This is a genomic window from Paenibacillus sp. FSL H7-0323 (assembly GCF_038002725.1).
Lineage (GTDB): Bacteria > Bacillota > Bacilli > Paenibacillales > Paenibacillaceae > Paenibacillus_AQ > Paenibacillus_AQ odorifer.
This window is the reverse complement of record NZ_JBBODB010000001.1, coordinates 3,540,248-3,562,940: the sequence shown is the minus strand read 5'-3', so window position 1 is coordinate 3,562,940 and position 22,693 is coordinate 3,540,248. Positions and strand designations below refer to the sequence as shown.

The 22,693-nt window shown below is 38.6% G+C and carries 21 protein-coding genes; all 21 read left to right on the top strand.

The genetic code is table 11. The features are described from left to right. Positions 1–112: 112 nt before the first annotated feature. The 21 genes from MHH89_RS16280 (at position 113) to hemC (ending at position 22,689) form a co-directional block, all read left to right on the top strand. Positions 113–2,098 carry an S-layer homology domain-containing protein gene (locus MHH89_RS16280; protein WP_341087606.1) on the top strand — a complete coding sequence of 662 codons (1,986 nt, stop codon included), beginning with the start codon at positions 113–115 and terminating at the stop codon, positions 2,096–2,098. A 119-nt stretch (positions 2,099–2,217) separates the two neighbouring features. Continuing rightward, a complete protein-coding gene (locus MHH89_RS16275; RefSeq protein WP_036685072.1) occupies positions 2,218–2,997 on the top strand; it encodes a YveK family protein in 780 nt (259 codons plus the stop codon). Further along, positions 2,978–3,664, top strand: a complete 687-nt coding sequence (locus MHH89_RS16270; protein WP_036685074.1) for a CpsD/CapB family tyrosine-protein kinase — start codon at positions 2,978–2,980, stop codon at positions 3,662–3,664. The genes MHH89_RS16275 and MHH89_RS16270 overlap by 20 nt, the downstream gene beginning before the upstream one ends. 41 nt (positions 3,665–3,705) lie before the next feature. Continuing rightward, a complete protein-coding gene (locus MHH89_RS16265; RefSeq protein WP_341087604.1) occupies positions 3,706–5,538 on the top strand; it encodes a polysaccharide biosynthesis protein in 1,833 nt (610 codons plus the stop codon). Between the two features lie 25 nt (positions 5,539–5,563). After that, on the top strand, positions 5,564–6,262 hold the full coding sequence (locus MHH89_RS16260) for a hypothetical protein (protein ID WP_341087603.1): 699 nt from the start codon (positions 5,564–5,566) through the stop codon (positions 6,260–6,262). A gap of 2 nt (positions 6,263–6,264) precedes the next feature. Continuing rightward, positions 6,265–7,290 (top strand): copper amine oxidase N-terminal domain-containing protein, encoded by a 1,026-nt coding sequence (locus MHH89_RS16255; protein WP_341087601.1) that lies wholly within the window; start codon positions 6,265–6,267, stop codon positions 7,288–7,290. Between the two features lie 47 nt (positions 7,291–7,337). Further along, positions 7,338–7,955 carry a sugar transferase gene (locus MHH89_RS16250; protein WP_076272799.1) on the top strand — a complete coding sequence of 206 codons (618 nt, stop codon included), beginning with the start codon at positions 7,338–7,340 and terminating at the stop codon, positions 7,953–7,955. Positions 7,956–7,985: 30 nt separating this feature from the next. Beyond that, positions 7,986–8,702, top strand: a complete 717-nt coding sequence (locus MHH89_RS16245; RefSeq protein WP_076272798.1) for an acetyltransferase — start codon at positions 7,986–7,988, stop codon at positions 8,700–8,702. Further along, positions 8,671–9,759, top strand: a complete 1,089-nt coding sequence (locus tag MHH89_RS16240) for a DegT/DnrJ/EryC1/StrS family aminotransferase (RefSeq protein WP_445739130.1) — start codon at positions 8,671–8,673, stop codon at positions 9,757–9,759. The genes MHH89_RS16245 and MHH89_RS16240 overlap by 32 nt, the downstream gene beginning before the upstream one ends. Then, the gene (locus MHH89_RS16235) at positions 9,760–10,896 is read left to right on the top strand and encodes a glycosyltransferase family 4 protein (RefSeq protein WP_341087596.1); all 1,137 of its coding nucleotides are present in this window, start codon (positions 9,760–9,762) and stop codon (positions 10,894–10,896) included. Continuing rightward, the gene (locus MHH89_RS16230; protein ID WP_341087595.1) at positions 10,893–12,212 is read left to right on the top strand and encodes a nucleotide sugar dehydrogenase; all 1,320 of its coding nucleotides are present in this window, start codon (positions 10,893–10,895) and stop codon (positions 12,210–12,212) included. Before MHH89_RS16235 ends, MHH89_RS16230 begins: the two co-directional genes overlap by 4 nt. A 20-nt stretch (positions 12,213–12,232) precedes the next feature. Then, positions 12,233–13,438, top strand: a complete 1,206-nt coding sequence (locus tag MHH89_RS16225) for a glycosyltransferase (protein ID WP_341087593.1) — start codon at positions 12,233–12,235, stop codon at positions 13,436–13,438. Between the two features lie 20 nt (positions 13,439–13,458). Further along, on the top strand, positions 13,459–14,910 hold the full coding sequence (locus tag MHH89_RS16220; RefSeq protein ID WP_341087591.1) for an O-antigen polymerase: 1,452 nt from the start codon (positions 13,459–13,461) through the stop codon (positions 14,908–14,910). 138 nt (positions 14,911–15,048) lie between these two features. Continuing rightward, on the top strand, positions 15,049–15,480 hold the full coding sequence (locus MHH89_RS16215) for an acyltransferase (RefSeq protein WP_341087588.1): 432 nt from the start codon (positions 15,049–15,051) through the stop codon (positions 15,478–15,480). 21 nt (positions 15,481–15,501) lie between these two features. Beyond that, the gene (locus MHH89_RS16210) at positions 15,502–16,746 is read left to right on the top strand and encodes a polysaccharide biosynthesis C-terminal domain-containing protein (protein ID WP_341087586.1); all 1,245 of its coding nucleotides are present in this window, start codon (positions 15,502–15,504) and stop codon (positions 16,744–16,746) included. 40 nt (positions 16,747–16,786) lie between these two features. Then, on the top strand, positions 16,787–17,395 hold the full coding sequence (locus tag MHH89_RS16205; RefSeq protein WP_341087585.1) for a YdcF family protein: 609 nt from the start codon (positions 16,787–16,789) through the stop codon (positions 17,393–17,395). A gap of 652 nt (positions 17,396–18,047) precedes the next feature. Next, complete coding sequence (hemA, locus tag MHH89_RS16200) at positions 18,048–19,445, top strand: glutamyl-tRNA reductase (protein WP_076306845.1); 1,398 nt, start codon at positions 18,048–18,050, stop codon at positions 19,443–19,445. A gap of 5 nt (positions 19,446–19,450) precedes the next feature. After that, the gene (ccsA, locus tag MHH89_RS16195; RefSeq protein ID WP_076129405.1) at positions 19,451–20,278 is read left to right on the top strand and encodes a cytochrome c biogenesis protein CcsA; all 828 of its coding nucleotides are present in this window, start codon (positions 19,451–19,453) and stop codon (positions 20,276–20,278) included. 5 nt (positions 20,279–20,283) lie between these two features. Then, entirely contained in the window at positions 20,284–20,931 is a 648-nt protein-coding gene (locus MHH89_RS16190) for a precorrin-2 dehydrogenase/sirohydrochlorin ferrochelatase family protein (protein ID WP_341087582.1), read from the top strand. Between the two features lie 121 nt (positions 20,932–21,052). Then, complete coding sequence (locus tag MHH89_RS16185) at positions 21,053–21,247, top strand: hypothetical protein (protein WP_341087579.1); 195 nt, start codon at positions 21,053–21,055, stop codon at positions 21,245–21,247. A gap of 488 nt (positions 21,248–21,735) precedes the next feature. Beyond that, positions 21,736–22,689, top strand: coding sequence for a hydroxymethylbilane synthase (gene hemC, locus MHH89_RS16180; protein ID WP_076129403.1), 954 nt, complete (start codon positions 21,736–21,738; stop codon positions 22,687–22,689). Positions 22,690–22,693 lie beyond the last annotated feature (4 nt).

Below are 22,693 nucleotides of genomic sequence, written 5' to 3'. Positions count from 1 at the left end.
ATGGGTTTTATTGGGTGATTTAATGCTATACGTAATAGCGTAGCATTTGGGCGAATTGTTCTAGGTCTATAGTAGTACAGTATTTTAATACATAAGAAGAGGTGGATATTTAGTGACTTTGAAAAAGAAACTAGTAGTATCAACATTAGCAGCAAGTATGGTAGCAGCATCCGTAGCGGGTCTTCCGTTGGGAAGCCTTGGAGCAGTAGGCACAGCATCTGCGGCTACAGTTAGTAGCAGTACAGCAGTTAAGGATAAGGTTCTTGCTGTTTACAAACAATTATCCGCAACAGATGCAGTTTATCTCTACAATTTGAAGACTGAGGTTGCAGCACTGAGTGAGGCAGAATTCGTAGAAATTTTTGCTCCAATTCTGAAAAATATTACACTGGATGAAGCGGAAACAAAAACATCACTTAAATTGTTCCAAAGTGTTACTAGTGTAGTCTATGATGTGTATGAAAATGACTTCTCCGGAATTCAAGTGATCCGTAACGACGACAAAAACATTGCTTTGCTGAGCAAAATTGCAAATAAAGCGGGTGTGTCTGGACTTACTGTTGATAGTGTTGCTGAATTCTTGAGCAGTATTGAAACAGAACTTCGTGATCTGGTAAGCAGCAAGTCAACTTCAGATTTGTTGGCAATTCTCACATCCGAATCCGGTTACGATACTTTGCTGAATGAAGCTATTGCGAAAGTATTGAGCCATACAACAGGAACAGGAGCACTCACAGTAAGTCAAGCGTTGGACAAGCTTGGAGTTACTGCTAGTGATGTGAAAGAAACACTGAAAAACCTGAACAATAATATTAAATCCGCAAAACCTGCGGCGAAATCACTTGCATTTGCTTATATTAAAGCCTACGGATTAGGCGATAATGGCAACGGTAATGGCAACGGTAATGGTAGTAGTGGAAGCGGAAATGGAAGTGTTACAACGCCTGTAGCTCCTGTTCAAACTCCAGGAATCTATGACGTATCTAAGCTCGTAAGCATTGTTGACGGTAAAGCAACCTTGAAATTGGTTGATGCTGATGTAATTAAGGAATTTGATAAGCTGGTTGCAGCGAACCCTGGTAAAACTGGTCTTACTTTGACCCTGAATCTGGGAACAGTAAACGCTACTACAGTTGAAGTTCCACTTTCCCAAGCCATTATTGAAGCTGCAAAAGCTAAAGGTATTGCGAATATCGCCGTTACTTTCAACGGTGTAACTGTAACGATTCCTGTAAGCCAATTCAGCACAGCGATTTCATTGACAGTAACTACAGCTAAACCAGAAGTTGTAACTTCCGTTACCAAGCTGAAATTGGCTTCGGATGTGTATGAATTCACACTTAGTGTGAACGGTGTGGCACAAAGCACATTTAAACAACCAATTACTATCAAACTGCCACTTAAGAATACTGATGGTCTTGATAAAGAATTGCTTTCCGTTGGTAAGCTTGTATACGGCGACCTGCAATTCCAAGGTGGAGTTCTTGATGGAGATTTCATCGTAGAACCACGTGATACATTCTCTTCTTACGCAGTACTTGAGAATAAAGTCTCCTTTAATGATATTGCTGCTGTACAAGCATGGGCTGGTAGACAAATTCAAGTCGTAGCTGCTAAAGGTGCGATTGAAGGAGTCGGAGCAGGTAAATTTGCACCGAAGAACAACGTAACTCGTGCTGAGTTCTCCAAAATGTTGATTCGTGCGCTTAACCTGGAAAACAACTCTGCTGTACAAAGCTTTAGCGATGTAAGTTCAACTGCTTGGTATGCACCATATGTAGCAGTAGCAGCAGAAAAAGGGATTATCACTGGACGCAGTGCAGCCAAATTTGATCCTAATGCAACTATTACACGTGCAGAAATGGCAACAATGATCTCCCGTGCGTTGAAATCTATCAATCCTGATGCAAAAACAGATTCTACTGCAATCAGTAAATTCTCTGATGCTGCTAAGATCAGCGCATCCCTAAGAGATGGTGTAGCATTTGCAGCAAGCCACAACCTGGTTATCGGAAATGCTGGCAAGTTCAACCCGAACGATACAGCTACCCGTGCTGAAGCAGCAGTAATTATCTACCGTACTATTAACTTCAAGTAAATAAAATTTATAGTATACAGCCTCCTCTCATGTAGGTGAGAGGAGGCGATTTTTTTGCAAATAGGGAAGATTTGAACAGGCATCGAAATATTTCAGAAATAGCTTGGGGGTAATTTCACTTGTCATCACAAGAATTGGATCTTCGCGATTATTTTCAGATCGTCAGGAAGAGACTATGGCTCATTTTCAGCATAGTTGTATTGGTGTGCGGTATTGCTGGTGTATATAGTCTGTATATTAAAAACCCGGTATATGAGGCATCCACGAAGATTATCGTTAACCAAACACCGACGCAGTCAGCGGTGGGGCAGCTTGATTTAAACCAGATTAATACCAATATTCAATTAATTAATACGTATAAGGAAATTATTAAGACTCCGGCCATCCTTGATATTGTTACAAAGGATTATCCGCAATTCAATATTACTGCGGAAGAGCTATTAAAAAAGGTTAATGTGAGTTCCGTAAATAATACGCAGGTGATGACACTTGTCGTTCGAGATAATTCTTATCAGCGGGCTGCTGAAATCGTGAATGCCATTTCACTTGTGTTCAAGGAAGAAATTCCAAGTCTATTTAATGTGGAAAATGTATCGATTCTGAATGAAGCTAAAGTGAATCCAACTGTTGAGCCACGGCCGGTAGAACCGAATGTTTTACTGAACATGGCTATTGCTTTTATCGTCTCTTTGATGATTGGATTAGGGATTGCCTTCCTGCTGGAATATATGGATGACACCCTGAAGACAGAAGCTGATATTGAGAAGTATCTTGGTTTGCCTACCATAGCTATGATTACAAGATTGGGTCAAGATGAAAGCAAACAAGGTGCCGCACAAACACAGAAACAATCATCCAGAAAGGCGGGGGACCTCGAACATGTCACAGCTTCCAAATAAACAACGCCATCTGATCACCGTTACGAACCCACGCTCTCCTGTCTCTGAAGCGTTTCGCGCATTGCGCACGAATATTGATTTTTCTTCTGTAGATCAGACTATTCAAGTGATTATGGTCACTTCCTCCGGGCCGGAAGAAGGTAAATCTACGGTATCTGCTAACCTGGCGGCAGCTTACGCACAAGCAGATAAAAGAGTATTGTTGATTGACGCCGATTTGCGGAAGCCAACGGCACATAAGACTTTTACACTAAGTAACCGTTTTGGTTTATCCTCTCTACTGTCTCAGCAGGCAGTTCTTGAGGACACTGTCCAAGATTCCGGTGTTAATAATCTTTCAATCATGACCTCTGGACCAATCCCGCCCAACCCGGCGGAAATGATGGCATCTAATCGGATGAGCACTCTTTTACAGGATTTGCGTCAGCGGTATGATGTCATTCTTATTGATACTCCACCATTATTAGCGGTTACGGATGCACAAATTGTGGCCTCGAAGAGTGATGGCGTTATTATGGTTGTCAGCTATGGTAAGGTGAAACGCGATATCGCAGTAAAAGCTAAAGCTAATCTTGATCGCGTTGGTGCAAAAATGCTTGGTGTTGTTCTCAATAATGTAAAACGTAAAGCTAGTGAAGGGTACTATTACTACTACTATGGAAATTGATTTATTCATAATTAAAAATGTTATTTTTGGAGGCACTGAAAATGACAGCGAAATCTAGAGTGGTTCTTTTATTCTTCATTGATCTTGCGATCATTTGGTTCAGTATTGTGACATCTTATTTGTTTCGGTACCCTAACCATGCTCTTCAGGAATACGTTGTACAGATGCTGCAATTTGGTTTGATTGCAACATTTGCATTCGGTGGAAGCCTTATATACTTCGGTCTTTACCGAAGAATGTGGCAATATGCCAGTATCGGTGAGATTATATCGGTTTCTAAAGCTATTGTAGTAGGGTCCTTATTTTCATTTGCACTGGCGTATCTAATTTTGCCGGATAGAGTACCTCTTGCCATAGAAGTTCGGTCGATGGAGACTATTCTTTTATTAGTAGGTGGAGTCCGATTTTTGTGGAGAGTACTTCATAATGATCGAATCAATTACAAAGACACTAAGACCCATACACTAATTGTAGGTGCTGGTGATTGTGGGATATTAATTGCTCGGGAAATGATGGGACCCTCTTTTGCGCATACCAAATTAGTCGGTTTCATTGATGATAATGCGAATAAATACCATATGTACATTATGGGTGTTCCTGTAATTGGAAATCGTTATGCAATCCCAGCTATTGTGAAAGAAAGAGAAATTCATGAGATAATCATCGCCATGCCCTCTGTTTCACGTACTGAGATTTCTGAAATTATTAATCTTGCCAAAAAGACTGGAGCAAAGCTGAAGATTATACCGGCTCTTAATGATCTGATCGCTGGAAAAATATCAGTTAAGAAACTTCGGGATGTTAGCGTAGAAGATTTATTAGGTCGTGAACCGATCGTAGCTGATTTGAACAGCATTTTAGGTTATGTACATCATAAGACGGTGTTAGTTACGGGGGCTGGGGGCTCTATTGGTTCAGAGTTATGCCGGCAGATTGCTCCTTTTGGTCCGGACAAGCTAATGTTACTTGGACACGGTGAGAACAGTATTTACACAATTGAAATGGAGCTTCGTAAGAGTTTTCCGGAGTTGAACATTGTAACCGTGATAGCAGATGTGCAGGATCGCAGTCGGATGATGGATGTATTCAGTGGCCATAGACCGCATGTGGTCTTTCACGCAGCAGCACATAAACACGTTCCTTTAATGGAGCGTAATCCTTCGGAAGCCATTAAAAATAATGTTTTTGGCACCAAAAATGTTGCGGATTGTGCAGATAAATATGGTGCCGAGAGATTCGTAATGATCTCTTCTGATAAGGCGGTTAACCCAACCAGTGTAATGGGTGCCACTAAACGGATTGCGGAAATGTATGTGCAGAGCCTGCACACCACAAGTCAAACAAAGTTCTCTGCTGTGCGTTTTGGGAATGTTCTTGGCAGTCGTGGTAGTGTAATTCCAGCCTTTAAGCAGCAAATCGCTGCCGGAGGGCCAGTGACTGTCACTCATCCAGAAATGGTGCGTTATTTCATGACGATTCCGGAAGCTGTTCAGCTTGTCATCCAATCTGGTTCTTTCGCCAAAGGCGGAGAAGTGTTCATTCTGGATATGGGAGAACCGGTTAAGATTCTAACGTTGGCGGAAGACTTAATTACGCTCTCTGGATATGAACCCTATAAGGACATTGATATTCATTTCTCCGGTATTCGTGAGGGTGAGAAGTTATATGAAGAGTTGCTTACAGATGAAGAAAATCTAGGTTCTACTGATCATGGAAGAATCTTTATCGGTAAACCTAATGTAATAAGTCTGAACCAGTTAGAACTGGAGTTTAAACGTTTGGAACGTGTTCTCACTGAGGAACCAGAAGTCATCCGCGAAATAATCAATCAGATTGTACCGATGCAGCCCGTTGCCCAAGTTGCTATTAGCTAACTAATTCATAAAGGGGGATATATAAGTGTTCAACAAACGATGGAAAAAGATCCTTTTATGGACGCTGTCAGTTATTGTAGTATTGGGTGTTGGTGGTTTGTTCGCCGCGAATTATGCTGTCGATAAGCTGATGAATTCAATGGCAGATGGTTTTGATCTGGAGTCTGAGGATAATGTTGGTGGTGGTCAGGACCAAGGAACAGCGACAACTGATACAGTTGATGTTAGTAATGTCGATCCTGTAGAGTCCGCGGTGCCTACTACTCCACCAGCAAATGATGAGGGAAGTAGTAATCAAAGTAGTGAAAATAACGATAAACCTAGTGGAGAAACAACAGCTTCTACTACTAGTGAACCGACCAAAGCTCCATCATCAGATTTAAAAAATGCGAATTCAGATGGTTACACAGCACAGGTCTCCACAGATAAAGCTAAGCAAATTCAAGAGAATGTAACGATTCAAGATAAAGCAGATGTTGCTTCTATTGTTCTCGGTCAACTTAGCGTATCAGATATTAATCGTCTTAAAGATTTGGCAAAGGGTGGCTTAACGACTGAGGAGAAGCGTGAAGCGCGCAGTATCATCCTAGGTAAAGTATCCACAGAGCAGTACAATGAGCTTTCTCAGATTGCTAAGAAGTACGGAGTCAGTCAAGGGAAAACACATGACCAAATCATTGCTGAAGAAGAACAATTAAAAGCGAAAGAAAAGGGAAGTGAATAAATATGTCTAAAGCAACATTATCAGTCGTAGCCTTATCGTTAATAGCTTCAATTGGTTTAGCACCCTTAACAGCATCCGCACCTATCTCAGTATCAGCAGCGTCAGTACCAAGTGCAACGACTAAGGCTGCAAATCCAACGATTAAAGCGCAAAGCATGAACGTGAATTTGATTTTTGACGGCGTGAGTATTCAGCCACCCGCAGGTCAGTATGTATTCATGTACAACAATACAACTTATGTTCCATTACGGTTTATGTCATATGCTTTACAGAAGAGTGTAGCTTGGGATGCTAAAAATGTTAAAGTTACCGTAGCAGAGCCTAGCAGCTCAGAGCTAGTTGTGATTAAAGAATACCTAATGAATGCAAAGAACGGGAATGGTTCTCTAGCAACAGCGAAGAATATTGTCCTCAATCAAGTAAAGGCAAGTTATGCATTTAACGGTGCAACCAAGGCTTTGCCTACAGGTCAATCTAGCTTCATCCTGAATGGTTCCTTATATGTACCCCTACGTTTTTTATCGGAATCTGTAGGTCATAACATTAGCTGGGATCAGAAGACGAAGACCATTACTGCAGCTTCCAAGGCTTATCAGGAACAAGCCACTAATGGATCGACAAACAATGACAATGTTAAGGACCCATCTCCAGTAGCGACACCAGCGCCAACGGATACAACAGGTGCAACAGGTGGTGGTTCTGCAGGAACTGGAAAGGTTTCATATGACACTATCACTAGTGACACAGAAGCTAAACTTACGGCGCTTAAAAATCAAAGTCAATCGACATTAATGAGTATTGCATTTGAGTATGTTGGAGCAACAGATGAGGCGAGTAAGAAAAGTATTAAAGCTAAAGGGGTACAACAACTAGCCTCATTCACAGCTAGCTTCAATAGTATAGTTGCTGATGCTGAACAAAAACTGAACAGCAATGGGTACAGTACAGAAATTATTAGTCAATATAAAAGTGAATTTGAATCACAGCTTCAGTTAGGGAAAGATCTGGCTGCGGGAATGGCGGATTAAATATCCGCTGTTTCTTTATCAATATATATGCAGAGGTTGAGTGATGGATGAAGCCTTACTTAGTTGTAAAAAAAACACTTGATTGGATCACTGCTTGTTTTTTAATCATTTTATCTTCACCTATCATGTTAGCAGCAACTATAGCTATCAAGATTGGTTCGAAAGGTCCTGTTTTATTTCGTCAGAAGCGACCTGGTAAGATGGGAAAGATATTTACAGTGTATAAGTTCAGAACAATGTCATTAGAGACTGACCAAGATGGAAATCTATTACCTGACATACTAAGAATGACTAGAGTAGGTTCCTTTTTGAGAAAATGTAGTATAGATGAATTGCCGCAATTATTCAATATTCTCAAAGGCGACATGAGCTTTATTGGTCCCCGTCCTTTACTAGTGCAATATCTTAAACATTATACTCCTGAACAAAATCGTAGACATGAAGTGGTCCCTGGCATTTCTGGATGGGCCCAGGTGAACGGTAGGAATACCATCAGTTGGGAAGAAAAATTTCAATATGACGTTTGGTATGTAGATCATATTAGCCTCAGTTTGGATACTAAAATTGTCTTTAAAACCATAAAGAACGTTCTAGTAAGAGAAGGAATAAATAATTCTCAGAACGATACAATGCCGATGTTCTCTGGAAGTACTCTAGATATCTAAGTAGAAAGAGCGAAAGCTGGGTGAATATGGGTGTCTAAGTTATTGATTTTGGGAGCAGGTGGGCATGGCAAGGTTGTTGCTGATGCGGCATTGAGTACTGGCAATTGGGATGAAATAGCCTTCCTAGATAATAATAAAGAGCTTAATGATGTATTGGGGAAAGCTGTATTGGGTGGATTTGAAAGTTATATGGATCATAGAGAAGATTATTCAGCAGCGTTTGTAGCCATAGGAAATAATGTGACAAGAATGATATGGCTGGAAAGACTTGAACGTGCAGGCTATGAAATTCCGAGTATCATTCATCCATCTAGTACAATAAGCAGATTCAGCCAGATAGAAAGAGGCAGTGTCATTATGGCTGGAGTAGTAGTAAATGCTAGTACTAAAGTTGGTAAAGGTTGTATTCTAAATACTTCTTCTTCCATAGACCATGATTGTATATTAGAAAATGGGGTACACATCTCTCCAGGTGTTAATGTTTGTGGAACTGTTCATGTAAAAAGCTGTAGTTGGTTGGGTGTAGGTTCTAAAGTGCTAAATAATGTAACTATCGGATTTAATGTAATTGTAGCTGCTGGAACCATAGTAATAAAGGATATACCGGACAATGTAATGGTGGCAGGAGTGCCTGCAAAAATAAAGAAAAACTTGGAGATGAAAAGCGATGTCGGAAAGGATTTTTTTATCCCCGCCTCATATGAGTGGGAACGAAATGAAGTACATACAAGAAGCGTTCGATACTAACTGGATAGCTCCCCTAGGTACAAATGTTGATAAATTTGAAGAAGAATTATGCGAGTACGTAGGCGTAGATCATGGATTGGCTTTATCTTCTGGCACAGCAGGTATTCATTTAGCACTGAAATATTTTGGTGTCGGTCCAGGAGATTATGTGTTTTGCTCAGACCTAACCTTTGCAGGAAGCTGTAACCCTATTCTATATCAATATGCTAATCCAGTTTTTATTGACTCTGAACCAGAAACTTGGAATATGTCCCCTATTGCTTTAGAGAAAGCGTTTGAGTGGGCTAAAAAAGAAAATAAAATGCCTAAGGCAGTTATTATAGTTGATTTATATGGTCAGAGTGCTGATTATGATTTGCTACTTCCGATATGTGAAAAGTATGATGTTCCAGTTATAGAGGACGCAGCTGAAGCGCTAGGGGCAACGTACAAAGGGAAAAAATGTGGTTCATTTGGTCATATTGGTATTTTTTCATTTAATGGTAACAAGATTATTACTACCTCAGGTGGTGGCATGGTTGTTTCCAATGACGAAGAGGCTATAAAGAAAATGCGTTTTTGGGCTACTCAATCAAGAGAGCCAGCAAAACATTATGAACATAAAGAAGTTGGATATAATTACCGAATGTCTAATATTTGTGCTGGGATTGGTCGTGGTCAGTTGGAAATATTAAATACACGGATAGAAAAGAAAAGAGAAATACAGAGTATATACATAAGTCATTTTAATAATACTCCTTTTGAATTTATGCCCATTAATAAAGAAGGTAATCCTAATTATTGGCTAACTGTCGTAACAATTAAAGAAGGTTATTTAGTAACACCAGAAATGATAATTTCCCAATTGGAAAAAGAAAATATAGAATCTAGATCCTTATGGAAACCCATGAATTTACAGCCTCTTTTCATATCAAGTCCTTTCTTCTCTCATTTTAATGAAGTGGGAAATTCTCTTGGGAAATCTTTATTTGAAAATGGAGTTTGTTTACCATCAGGTAGTAGTCTAAGTGGAGAGAATCAGGAACGAATTATAGAATTAATTAAGAGGTTGTTGTAAATGAATGAAGTAAAAAAGAAAATTGCTTTTTGCGCGACTGTTGATTATCATATCAAAGCATTTCATCTGCCCTATTTAAAATGGTTTAAAGATGAGGGATGGGAAGTGCATGTGATTGCTAATGGAGATTTAACACTACCTTATGTTGATGAGAAATTCAATGTATGTATTCAGAGATCACCTTTAAAGACGGATAATTTAAAAGCATATAGAGAATTAAAAAAAATTATGAATGAAAATGAATACAATCTAATACACTGCCATACGCCTATGGGGGGAGTTTTAACTAGATTAGCAGCTCGTAAGAATCGAAAAAAGGGCGCGAAAGTAATATATACAGCACATGGATTTCATTTTTATAAAGGGGCACCTTATAAGAATTGGTTTTTATATTATCCTATTGAAAAATGGTTATCCAAATATACCGATTGCTTAATTACAATTAATGAAGAAGATTATAATATAGCAAAATTAAAATTCTATGCAAAGGATATAAAACATGTTCATGGAGTAGGTGTAGATTTAAATAAATTTAGTTTGATTGATAAAAGTGAGAAGCAATTGTTGAGAAGTCAATATGGATATAGCGAGAAAAATTATATTTTAATTTATCCAGGTGAATTAAGTAATAGAAAAAATCAAGCAATGTTAATTGAGGTAGTTGAATTATTAAAGTATAAAATACCAAATCTTAAATTGCTATTACCTGGTAAGAAAACGTTAGGTAGATTCTTAGAAAACTCAGCGATAAATCGCGGAGTTACAGACCTTATAGAATTTATGGGGTTTAGAAATGATATAAAAGAATTAGTTTCTTTAAGTGATGTTGCTGTTTCATCTAGTTTACAAGAGGGATTAGCTGTTAATCTTATGGAGGCTATGGCAAGTGGTAAGGTTGTTATAACCACTAATTGTCGCGGTGGGGCTGATCTCGTTGAAAATAATGTTAATGGATTTGTAGTTGCTATTAATGATAGCAAAGCTATGGCTAACAAAATTTTAGAATTGTATGAAAACGATAAGTTAAGGTTTGAGATGGGACTGAAAGGAAGGGAGAAAATAAGTGTCTTCTCTCTAGATAAAGTTTTGTCTGAAATGGCTGAAATATACAAAAATATTGAAGGAGAAAAAAAATGAACTTGTTCGAAAAAATTGTCAATAAAAAAGAAAAAATTTGTGTGATGGGTCTCGGTTATGTAGGAATGCCTATTGCTGTTGCCTTTGCTGAAAAAACAAATGTATTAGGTTTCGATATTGATAGAGAAAAAATCTCTTTGTATAGAAATGGAATAGATCCCACTAAAGAAGTTGGTGATGATATTATTTCAAAAACGACTGTTGATTTTACATGGGATGAGAATCGAATCAGAGAATGTAAATTTCATATTGTAGCAGTTCCTACTCCAGTAACCGAAGATAAAACCCCTGATCTGCATCCCGTAGAAGCATCAAGTAAGATCTTAGGTAGAAATTTAACAAAAGGTTCAATTGTCGTTTATGAATCGACTGTTTATCCAGGTGTTACAGAAGATGTTTGTATCCCAATTCTGGAATCTGAATCGGGTCTTAAATGTGGTATAGATTTTAAGGTTGGCTATTCACCTGAAAGAATCAATCCTGGTGACAAAGTACATACTTTAGAAACTATTATTAAAATTGTTTCAGGTATGGATAAGCAAAGCCTAGATACTATTGCAAATATCTATGAGTTAGTTGTTAAAGCAGGAGTATATAGAGCTGAAAGTATTAAAGTAGCAGAAGCAGCTAAAGTAATTGAAAACGCGCAGCGTGATATAAACATAGCATTTATGAATGAATTATCAATGATTTTTAATAAAATGGGTATAGATACTAAATCAGTTTTGGCAGCTGCCGGAACCAAATGGAACTTTTTAAAGTTCACTCCTGGATTAGTGGGGGGGCACTGTATTGGAGTAGATCCCTACTATCTAACGTATAAAGCAGAAAATTTAGGATATCATTCACGAATCATTTCAGCGGGCAGAAGAATAAATGATGATATGGGTAAATATGTTGCTGAAGCATTAGTGAAAAATCTTATCAAAGCTGATATTTCTATAAAAAGAGCAAAAGTTGGATTATTGGGTTTTACATTCAAAGAAAATTGCCCAGATACTAGGAATAGCAAAATTATTGATATTGTTAATGAGTTAAATGGTTACGGAATTGATCCAATAATCTATGATCCAGTTGCTGATAAAGAAGAAGCTGAAATAGAATATAATGTTAGTTTAGTTAGTGTTAATGAAATCAACAATCTGGATGCCTTAATTATTGCTGTTTCTCATAGGGAATTTGAAGCAATGGAGATTGCTGATTTTGATAAGTTATTTGCAGTAAAGAATAATGAGGATAAGGTTATAGTTGATGTTAAAGGTATTATGAATAGAAGTGAAGTTGAGAAATTGGGATATAATTATTGGCGATTATAGCTATTGATAGGAGTTTTATGATGAATGAAAAGAAAAATACAGTATCTTTTTTTCATGATACAGTTTTGTTAGCTGATAAAAAAGGTGATCATCATTCCATTCATTTCCCATATCATTATTGGGATAGGTATCTATCAAGCTTCGAAAAGATAATCGTATCAACAAGATCAGAAAGTTACGAAGCGCGTGATTTAAAAAATAGGCAAGGCTATAAAAAATCTAATGGTGAAAAAGCTATCCATTTACCAATAAAAAACTATAAAAATATTCTTGATTTATTATTAAAAAATAAAAAAATAATTAATGAAATAAGAAATGTACTGGAGAATTCTGATTATGCAATAATTAGAATGCCCAGTGTTATAGGCATCTTAGCTTGTAAAGAAGCATTAAAGATAAAGATACCCTTTGGGGTGGAAGTTGTTTCCAATGCATTTGAAGGTTACTGGAATTATGGGAATATTGCAGGTAAATTACTAGCTCCTATTATACATGGTGCTACTAAATATTATATTGATAAAGCACCAGTTGTAGCATATATAACTAGCGAATATATGCAAAGTATATATCCGAGTAAGGGGATAGCTTTTTCAGATGTAGCAAATATAAGTTTGGAAATTCCTAGCGATAATGTAATTTCTGATAGAATGGAAAAATTAAGTGCAATTAATGAAAATTCTCTAATATTAATTGGTATGATTGGAGCTTTGAATTCGAAATTCAAAGGTCATCAAACTGCGATTAGAGCGTTAAAATTATTATTGGAAAGAGGAGTCCACTGTAAGCTTCAAATAGTCGGGGAAGGAGATTCTAGCGAATTGGTAAAATTGTGTTCTGAATTAGAGATAACAGATAATGTGGAGTTTTTAGGAACTATAGCGAGTGGCGAATCAATATTTGATTGGATGGATAAGTTAGATCTTTACGTACAACCGAGTGTTACAGAGGCACACGGAAGGGCTGTTATAGAAGCTATGAGCAGAGGTATAGTAGTTGTCGCCTCTGATGTTGGTGGTTTGAAGGAGTCCTTAAATAGGACAGAAAGATTCAAAGTAGGAGATTTTCATGAAATGAGTAACATTCTATATGATATTATAAAAAGTCCTGATAGGAAGCTTAACTTAAGTTATAGAAATTTTGAATACTCAAAGAAGTTTTATAAACATAAAATAGAAAAAAATAGAGAGTTATTTCTAAATGGTTTATTGAACTCTGGTAATACATAAAAAATTAGGAGAACTATAAGTTGAGAAATACATCGAAAATTTTAAAAGCTAGTTCTTTTTTTCTTGTGATATTCAGTATTTTTGTTACTTATTATTTATCGCAAGTTACCTTATTCAATGGGTATGGAAGGTTATATCTATTACCTCTATCGTTCTTAGTTTGTTTTTTATTGTTTTTAAAGCCCGTGTTATTGAATAGAAGGGGCATCTTTATAAATATTTTTATAGCAACCATTTTTGCTAGATATGTTTTGTTGCCATTATTGATTCCTATAACAAATTATTATTATTTTAGTAGATCGATGACACCGCCGGATAGCACAGCAGTTAATGAAGCTGTGCTATTAATGACGTATGAACTATTTGTTATCACATTTGTATTTTATTTAATATTTTATTTACTTCGTAACAAATCATTAAATAATATCAATAAATATAGATTAATAAATCCAGAAAATCTTAGTGATCAGGAACAAATCGAATTTAAATTTGCTGACAATAACATTGGATATTTAGGTTTTTTTGTTTTAACCGTTATCTTAATAGTATTATTTCCTTCGGCTCTTTTTAATTTTAATTTCTTACGTGCAAAAGAAAATTTAGTTTCTAGTTTTACGGAAGAGGGATTGCTTTATTCTATAACAATATATTGTATTATGACGTTGAAAAATTTTATGTTTATAGGTTTGATTTATAAGGCGAGTGTACTGTATAAAAAAAATGGTAATTATATATGGGTTTTGAGTTCAATTATACTAGTTTTTTTAAATACCTCTATATTCTATGGAATAAGTAGACTTGATATAATAGTGACCTTTATGACATCTACTATAGTTTTTTACAAGTTATTTAATTCTAAAAAAATTTTTATACCTCTGGGGATAATGGCCTTGGTGGTTCTGAGTATTTTTCAGTCTGTAACAATTGCTAGAGGGATTGTGGGAGTTAAAGAAAGTACATCATTTTTATGGGATATCGCAGATAATATAAGTATTTATTTAGGCGGACCTTATAATGTTGCGATGGCTATCGAGACAGCTAAATTTTTCCCTGAGTCTCGTAATATTTCTGTACTTCTTTTTGATATATTTCGCCCGATGATTGGAGTGAATATTTTCATAAAGGATATGCCAATTTATTATTCAAATATTTATTTTAATGAAAGAATTTCAGGTGGTATTAGAGTTACACAAATCATTCCTATGATAGGACAAGGATATTTGTTTTTTGGTTTTATAGGTGCTCCGATTATTGGGATTTTCTTTATTTGGTTAGCAAAAAAATTCACTGTACTTTCATTAAAACTTGAAAATAGTAGGATAGAAATTGTTTATATAGTGACCTTAAGTTGTATTCGATTAGGTTTTATGCTTGGTCAAAATACAATGAATCAAGTTAATGACATGTCTATGAACCTATTTTTATTTTTAATAGTTTACTGGATCAATAATAAATTAATCTATAAAAAATGATTAGAAGGAGGAATTTTTCTGAGAAATTTGTGTAGGCTATTTTATTTTCTGAGATATTATTTCCCTATCCATTTAATTCAAATATTCACTTCAATTCTTCCCAATAGTGTTTATTCTAACAAGTTAAGAGGATTGTTAATGCGTCCTTTTTTTAAAAAATGTGGCAGGAATTTTCAGATTGCATCAGGTGTCACGCTAAATGTGAGTAGAAATATGGAGATTGGCGACGATGTATATATTGCGCACAATTGTTGGATAAATGCTTCCGGTGGTCTTACGATTGGTAATGGGGTAATAATTTCACCGATGGTTGTTATTGCAACAACTAAACATATGTACCAAAATGGGAGGATTTCTGAAAAATCAGAAAATGCACCAATTAAAATTGGAGATTATTCTTGGATTTCTAGTAATTCGGTTATTACTTGTGGAACTACTATAGGAACAGGCTGTATAGTTGCAGCTTGTTCCTCAGTAGTGAAGGATGTAGGAGATTTTTGGTTAGTAGGAGGAGTTCCAGCTAAACCAATCCATAAATTATATACAAATGAAACTTTGATTTCAGAATAATTGTAGAAGGAGATAATTGTTGTGAAATTCAATAATTTGTATGCAATTTCTGCAATGAAAAAAATATGGTCAATAATATTTGGTTTTGGTTCTATTGTATTTATAACAAGATATTTAGGGCCTTCATTGAAAGGAGAATATTCATCTGTAATAAATATAGTAAGTATCACTTTTGTGATTTTTAATTTTGGAATAGCTAATATTTATCCTAACTATAAAAGAAAGCATGAGAGTTTCTATCTTTCGACTTTTTTATCATTAATAATGACTATGTTTATAGTATTTTTATTAGTTTCACTGGTTCTTTTTATATTTATAGATGACGTAGCTATTCGTTCAATCTTGATACTAACTCAAATCTGTATGCTATCTTTTCAATTAAATTATTTAAATTTAGTAGAGAATATAAGAATTAACGCAATTTCCTATATGTCATCCTCCACAATTAACTTCTTTTTATCTTTAATCGCATTTTTATTTTTAGATAAAAACTTAATAATCGCATTAATTATATTTGGTCTTAAGGAATTTATAATTATTCTTATCAATTTAATGAGCCTTCTTCGGAAATTTGATTTTAAAAAAGTTAAATATGATTTATGGATTACATTGGTGCTTAAAGGTATGGTTCCAATGTTAACCACTTTATTGGTGACTTTGAATTATAAGGTGGATTTGATAATATTAAACAATTTTAATATTGAATACTTTCTAATTGGGATATATGCAACTGGCTTAGCCATTGCTGAATATACCTGGATAGTGCCAGATATTTTTAAAGATGTACTGATTAACAAGACTGCGAAGTCAAATTCTGTGAATAGTCTTACTTTTTCTATCAGGGCATCTAATAGTATATTAACCATAGTTTTTATCGGTTTATTGTTTATAGGTAAATTTTTTATAACTTTAATGTTTGGTATAGATTTTATTTCTTCATATGCTATCACAATGATTATTTTTTTTGGAACATTTAGTATGAGTTACACTAAATTGATAGGAACTATATATACAGCAAATGGTAAATGGACGTTTTACTTTTTGATCTTATTTATTAGTGTGGTGATTAATTTAATCTGTAATTATATTACCATTCCTTACATGGGTATATATGGATCAGCTCTATCTTCTGTATGCTCGTATTTCTTTGCGGGAGCTGCATTTTTAGTTAGATTTAAAAGAGATTATAATATTAGTGCAAAAGAATTATTATTCTTAAATAAGAGTGATTTCATGAGGATTTTTAAACTAATCAAGAAAATGTAAATTAATAAAGTGATCAACTGAAATGTAAAGGGGGACGAGAGTGAAACGGAAAATTAATATTGTATTTTCAGTAGTCATAATTATAACAACATTACTCTTAATTAGTGGCAGGATTCTCACCTTCACTGAATCTCCCAAACAATCAGATGCCATCATTGTCCTAAGCGGAGGCCAAGGTCGTGTGGAAAAAGCAGCTGAGTTATATAAAGCAGGCTATGCTCCTTATATAATTCTTTCCAATGCTAAAGAGTCGACGAGTAAATCGGGTGACATGGTCCAAACCGCCCTAGCTTTAGGCATACCCCAGGACGTTATTTATACCGAGAACGCGGCGGATAGCACTTATCAGAATGCCGAGTACACTCTTCCTATAATGAAAGAATACGGTTTTAAATCTGCGATTGTTGTTTCCTCTGACTTTCACATGCGGAGGGTGAAATTTCTTTTTGGTCGTGTGTACAAAAAATCGGAGATTGAGCTGACATATGTGGGTTCTGCATCAGGATATAACGCTAAACGCTGGTGGAGTGACCGAAAAAGTAGAGAAACAACGTTCAACGAGTATGTGAAAATGATCGGCAACACCTTTGGTTACAATGGTCCGGAGGCAAAAAGTACTCTTGATCAGATTAAGAACTGGTTTCGCTAATCTGCTGTAGAATGTTCACTATAATCCGACAAAAATAGTTTTTTTCTTATCTTGGCTTAAGGCGCATTACGACAAACAATATTGTTTAATAGTTTTATACTTAGAACTATATCAATATTATTCTCGTGGGAGAGACGCCAAATGCCTAATTACTATTTTAAAGAAATATGGACGCCTTTAAAATTAGTGAATATTCGTTTTTATCTGGATGATGAAAATCGTGTTTGGGTTAAAGTTTGGTCTAAGCATCGGCGACTTCTAAAAAGAGTAGAGTCTACTATATAACTTCCGAGGTCTATCTCTTTTGGCTGAGAAGTTTTAAGTCACTGAGCAGTGACTTATTTTTTTTTTGAGAACGGAATTTTTGACGATTTTAAGAACTAGTAGGCCCTAATGTTTCCTTTTTGCTATCACAACCTTATAAATTAGCTAAAAATAACTCATCCTAACCGTAGCGAACCTACGGTTTTTTATTTATAATAATTATTATCTGGATTTCATAAAGCGTTCAAAAAATCTGTAAAAAGTCTTATTTTCGTGTGATATACTTAACACAGTGTTTTGAGATGTTGTGAAAGTGAACGGTATGTAAGATATTAATTTATATAATTGGATTTCAGCAACTTATAGAGACTAGGATGGTGAACTATCGATGCACATCGTCGTCGTTGGCCTGAATTATCGTACGGCTCCCGTGGAGGTTCGGGAACAGTTTGCTTTTGCGGAAAGTGATCTTCCGGCAGCGCTCCATCAACTGATGAAGACGAAGGGTGTGCTAGAAGGGGTCTTAGTAGCTACCTGCAACCGTACGGAAATTTATGTGGTGATGGACCGCCTTCATATGGCTGGTTATTTCATCCGCGGCTTTATGGAGCAATGGTTTGGTGTGAAAAGCGAGCAATTTGCTCAGCATATGTATATTTATGAAGACGAACAGGCGATTGCGCATTTGTTCCGCGTGACTTGCGGCCTGGATTCCATGGTGATTGGGGAGACGCAGATCCTGGGACAGGTGCGGAGTTCTTTTCTCACAGCTCAGGCTGAGGGTGTAACTGGAACTTGGTTCAATCGGTTGTTCAAGCAAGCGGTGACGCTCGGCAAAAGAGCACATAGTGAAACGTCAATCGGCGAGAGCGCAGTATCGGTCAGTTATGCGGCTGTGGAGCTGGGCAAGCGGATTTTTGGCATGTTCACTGGGAAAAAAGTGCTGATTCTCGGCGCCGGCAAAATGAGCGAGCTTACCGTGAAGCATCTATACAGTAGTGGTGCGGCAGAAGTGATTGTCGCTAACCGTACGCTGTCGCGTGCGATTGAATTGGCGGAGAAGTTCTCGGGTAAGCCGAGCACGATTGAAGATGCGTTAACAACTCTAAATGAAGTAGATATCGTGATCAGCTCAACAGGAGCAGACGGGTATGTGCTTACGGCTGATAAGGTAGCGCATGCTATGAAACGCCGCCCTTCGCGGCCGCTTTTTATGATTGATATTGCTGTACCACGTGATATTGATCCTGCGGCGGCAAGTGTGCCGGATGTTTTTTTGTATGATATTGACGATCTGGAGGGCATTGTGGAGAATAATCTGGAAATGCGCCGAAGTGAAGCTGCGAAGATTGAAGTGATGATCAGCGAGGAAATGGATGAGTTCCAACTGTGGCTCAAGACGCTTGGGGTAAGACCGGTGATCCGGGCGCTCCAGGATAAATCGAATACGATTCATGAAGAAACGATGGAGAGTCTGTTCAACAAGCTGCCCGAGCTGGACGAGCATCAGCGGAAAGTAATCCGCCGCCTGACTAAAAGTATCGTGAACCAGATGATGCATGATCCGATCAATGTAATTAAAGAGCTGTCCGGCGGTAAGCAAGGGAATGAAGCTCTTGATTATTTTTCCAAAATCTTTGCGTTGCAGGAACAGCTCAAATCCGATTCAGATGATGGAGACATTGCCCCGGTGAAGCAGTCTAATTCTGGAGAACGTACGGCTGGCAGCGCTGATTTCTCTGTGCCTAAAACGGCGCTTGCTCCGGCAGGCTTGCTGGGTGGGTGAATAATATGCAACTGCTGAACGGAATATATGATGCCGCTCTGCTGGTCTATGCCCTGAGCCTGCTGTTTGTTTTCTCGGATTGCCTTAAAAGGAGTCCGGGTGGGAAGCGGTTAGGCACGGGGCTTCTTGTTGTTGTGGGTCTTTTGCAAGTTGCAGGACTTGGAATTCGTTTCTCTCAGGAGAAAGGCCTGCCTATTTTTACACCTTATGATTTCTTGTTTTGGTTTGCTTTTAGTATTGTGCTGACTTCGCTTGCGGTGGCTTTTACACGTGGAGGCGAGTTTACGATTTTGCTGCTCAGTATGGCTGGTTTTAGTGTTTTTCTGCTTAATCGGGTCTGGCTGACGGCGGGTGGACATACACTTGAGACTTGGAGTGCGGTGTATGGCTGGCTGACGATGCATGTGATTTTGGCAAATTTGAGTTTTGCAGCACTGACGTTAGGAACGGTATTTGCAATATTGTACTTGTTCCTGCACACCAGACTCAAAAGCAAGAAATGGAGCGACCGGATCCGTCGTTTGCCGAACCTGGAGACTACAGATAAATACTCTTACACCGCTATTTTGGTGGGCACTCCTTTGCTGGGAATATCGCTGGTGGTGGCGGGTTTATCTATAGTATCTGAGGGACGGACGCTTTTATTGAAGGATTTAAAAGTATTAACGACTCTTATCGGTCTTGGGATTTACATATTTTATATTATCTTTAAGAAGTCCGGGCGGAAAAGTGGAGTAAGTATGGCTCGCTGGGCGATTTTAGGATATGCTTTTATTATCTTGAACTTTCTGTTGAATTCTTGGTCTGATTTTCACGGTTGGAGCGGGGAGTGAGGGGCATGGCGCGTTATTTACCCATAATGCTGGATTGTGAAGGGCAGCTCTGTGTGGTTATTGGCGGTGGTGTCGTGGCTGAACGTAAGGTGAGCGGGCTGTTGGAAGCTGGAGCGGCGGTTAAAGTGATTAGTCCTTCTTTGACAGATCCGCTTGATTCTCTAGCTGAAAAAGGTCTTCTGATCTGGATGGACCGTACTTATGCTCCCGGAGATCTCCGTGGGGCCTTTCTCGTATATGCAGCCACTAACGATAGGGCGGTTAATGAAGAGGTTGCGCGGGAGTCTAGACGGCTTGGAATTCATGTGAATGTGGCCAGCCATGCGGAAGCGGGAAACTTTATCACGCCCGGAGTGGTTCGGAGGGGACGTTTGACGGTAGCTGTATCTACTTCGGGTGCTGGCCCGCTTGCGGCAACGAAGATCAAAAATGTGCTTGAAAAAGCGCTGGATGCGGCGTATGAGCCATATTTGGATTTTGTGCATGCCATGCGAACCCGGATTAAGGAAAAAGAACCTTCTGCTGAAGTTCGTGGAAGGCTTTTGCGGAAGCTTGGCACGCTGGATGTGTTGAACGAGATGAGTATGGGTACCTTCATAGCGTGGAGCCCGGAGGATATGGACGCTTGGATTGCTCAGCAACGGGTGGAGTAAAAGTGCGCGTGGACACTGTAAAGATTAGAAAATTGGGTTAGATTAAGATATGAAGTGGATGAGCGGTTTTGAGTAACTATAATGAATGGCTGAGTTGGCTCGTAGTGGCTGGGATGGCGGAATGTACGGTAAAAATACTGTTGAATTGAGCTTAAGTAGCTTGGATGGCGGAATGTACGGTATAAATACTGTTGAATTGAGCTTAAGTAGCTTGGATGGCGGAATGTACGGTATAAATACTGTTGAATTGAGCTTAAGTAGCTTAGAGGGTGGAATGTACGGTATAAATGCTGTTGAATTGGGCTTAAGTAGCTGAGATGGCGGAATGTACGGTAAAAATACTGTTGAATCGAGCTTAAGTAGCTTGGATGGCGGAATGTACGGTAACAATGCCCTCTAAATAAGCAACAGTCGTCGAAGGAGCTAAAAGAAAGGCAAAAATGCCTTTAGATTGAGCAACAACAGCCAATTTAGCAAAAAGAGAGGCACAAATGCCCTCTAAATAAGTAACAGTCGTCGAAGGAGCTAAAAGAAAGGCAAAAATGCCTTTAAATTGAGCAACAACAGCCAAATTAGCAAAAAGAGAGGCAAAAATGCCCTATAAATGAGCAACAATCGCCGAAGGAGCTTATGAAAGGCAAAAATGCCTCAAATTTGGTGGGGATCATCCGAAGTAGCGAATTCAAAGGCAATAATGCCTTTTTTAGAGTGAGAGTAGTTAATTGGTTAGTTTGGGTTTGGATTTCTAGTGCAAGGTTCTGCGGTGAAGAGTAAGAGGCGAACGTTACCAGGAGGAATGGACAAATGCGTAAGGTTATAGTGGGGAGTAGACAAAGCGCGCTTGCGTTGACGCAAACGGGACATGTGATTGCTGATCTGGAGCGACTTAGCGAGGAGCATGGTTTTGGTTTTACTTTTGAAGTGAAAAAGATCGTCACCAAAGGTGACCGCATTCTTGACGTTACTTTATCCAAGGTAGGCGGCAAAGGGTTGTTCGTGAAAGAAATCGAGCAAGCGATGCTGGAAAAAGAAATCGACATGGCGGTGCACAGCATGAAGGATATGCCATCCGAGCTACCGGATGGGTTGATCAATGGTGCTGTGCCGAAGCGAGTCGATCCGCGTGATGTTTTGATCTCTAACGGAGGCGTCTCGCTAGACGAGCTGCCTCAGGGTGCACGCGTAGGCACAAGCAGCCTACGCCGATCCAGCCAGCTCGCTGCGCTGCGGCCTGATCTGGTCATTGAGCCCGTGCGCGGCAACATTGACTCGCGGCTGCGCAAGCTGGAGAGCGGCGAATACGACGCAATCCTGCTGGCAGCGGCGGGGCTGTCGCGCATGGGCTGGCAGGATCGCGTGAGCGCCTACCTGCCGCCGGAGGTTTGCCTGCCCGCTGTAGGGCAGGGCGCACTCGGCATCGAGTGCCGCGCAGATGACGCTGACCTGCGGAAGCTGCTGGCATTATACAACGATGCCGATACGGCATTGACGGTAGCGGCGGAGCGCACATTCCTTGGCGTGCTGAATGGCGGCTGCCAAGTGCCGATTGGTGCTCATGCGGTGCTTGACACAGCCGCCAAAGCTGCTACCGCTGAGCACAAAGTAATCTCGTTAACGGGGATGGTGGGAACACCGGACGGTTCAACGATTTTGAAAGAAACTTGCACGGGGATTGACCCGGTACAGCTCGGCGAAGAAGTCGCTAAAAAGCTGATTGCAAGAGGAGCGGAGAAGATTCTGTCAGACGTTAGGGGATGAGTGG

Coding starts and splice junctions, on each gene's coding strand:
- MHH89_RS16230 (WP_341087595.1), top strand. CDS start 10,893: ATGAACTTGTTCGAAAAAATTGTCAATAAAAAAGAAAAAATTTGTGTG.
- MHH89_RS16270 (WP_036685074.1), top strand. CDS start 2,978: ATGTCACAGCTTCCAAATAAACAACGCCATCTGATCACCGTTACGAAC.
- MHH89_RS16225 (WP_341087593.1), top strand. CDS start 12,233: ATGAATGAAAAGAAAAATACAGTATCTTTTTTTCATGATACAGTTTTG.
- MHH89_RS16255 (WP_341087601.1), top strand. CDS start 6,265: ATGTCTAAAGCAACATTATCAGTCGTAGCCTTATCGTTAATAGCTTCA.
- ccsA (WP_076129405.1), top strand. CDS start 19,451: ATGCAACTGCTGAACGGAATATATGATGCCGCTCTGCTGGTCTATGCC.
- hemA (WP_076306845.1), top strand. CDS start 18,048: ATGCACATCGTCGTCGTTGGCCTGAATTATCGTACGGCTCCCGTGGAG.
- MHH89_RS16190 (WP_341087582.1), top strand. CDS start 20,284: ATGGCGCGTTATTTACCCATAATGCTGGATTGTGAAGGGCAGCTCTGT.
- MHH89_RS16240 (WP_445739130.1), top strand. CDS start 8,671: ATGAAGTACATACAAGAAGCGTTCGATACTAACTGGATAGCTCCCCTA.
- MHH89_RS16215 (WP_341087588.1), top strand. CDS start 15,049: ATGCGTCCTTTTTTTAAAAAATGTGGCAGGAATTTTCAGATTGCATCA.
- MHH89_RS16265 (WP_341087604.1), top strand. CDS start 3,706: ATGACAGCGAAATCTAGAGTGGTTCTTTTATTCTTCATTGATCTTGCG.
- MHH89_RS16185 (WP_341087579.1), top strand. CDS start 21,053: ATGTACGGTAAAAATACTGTTGAATTGAGCTTAAGTAGCTTGGATGGC.
- hemC (WP_076129403.1), top strand. CDS start 21,736: ATGCGTAAGGTTATAGTGGGGAGTAGACAAAGCGCGCTTGCGTTGACG.
- MHH89_RS16235 (WP_341087596.1), top strand. CDS start 9,760: ATGAATGAAGTAAAAAAGAAAATTGCTTTTTGCGCGACTGTTGATTAT.
- MHH89_RS16250 (WP_076272799.1), top strand. CDS start 7,338: ATGAAGCCTTACTTAGTTGTAAAAAAAACACTTGATTGGATCACTGCT.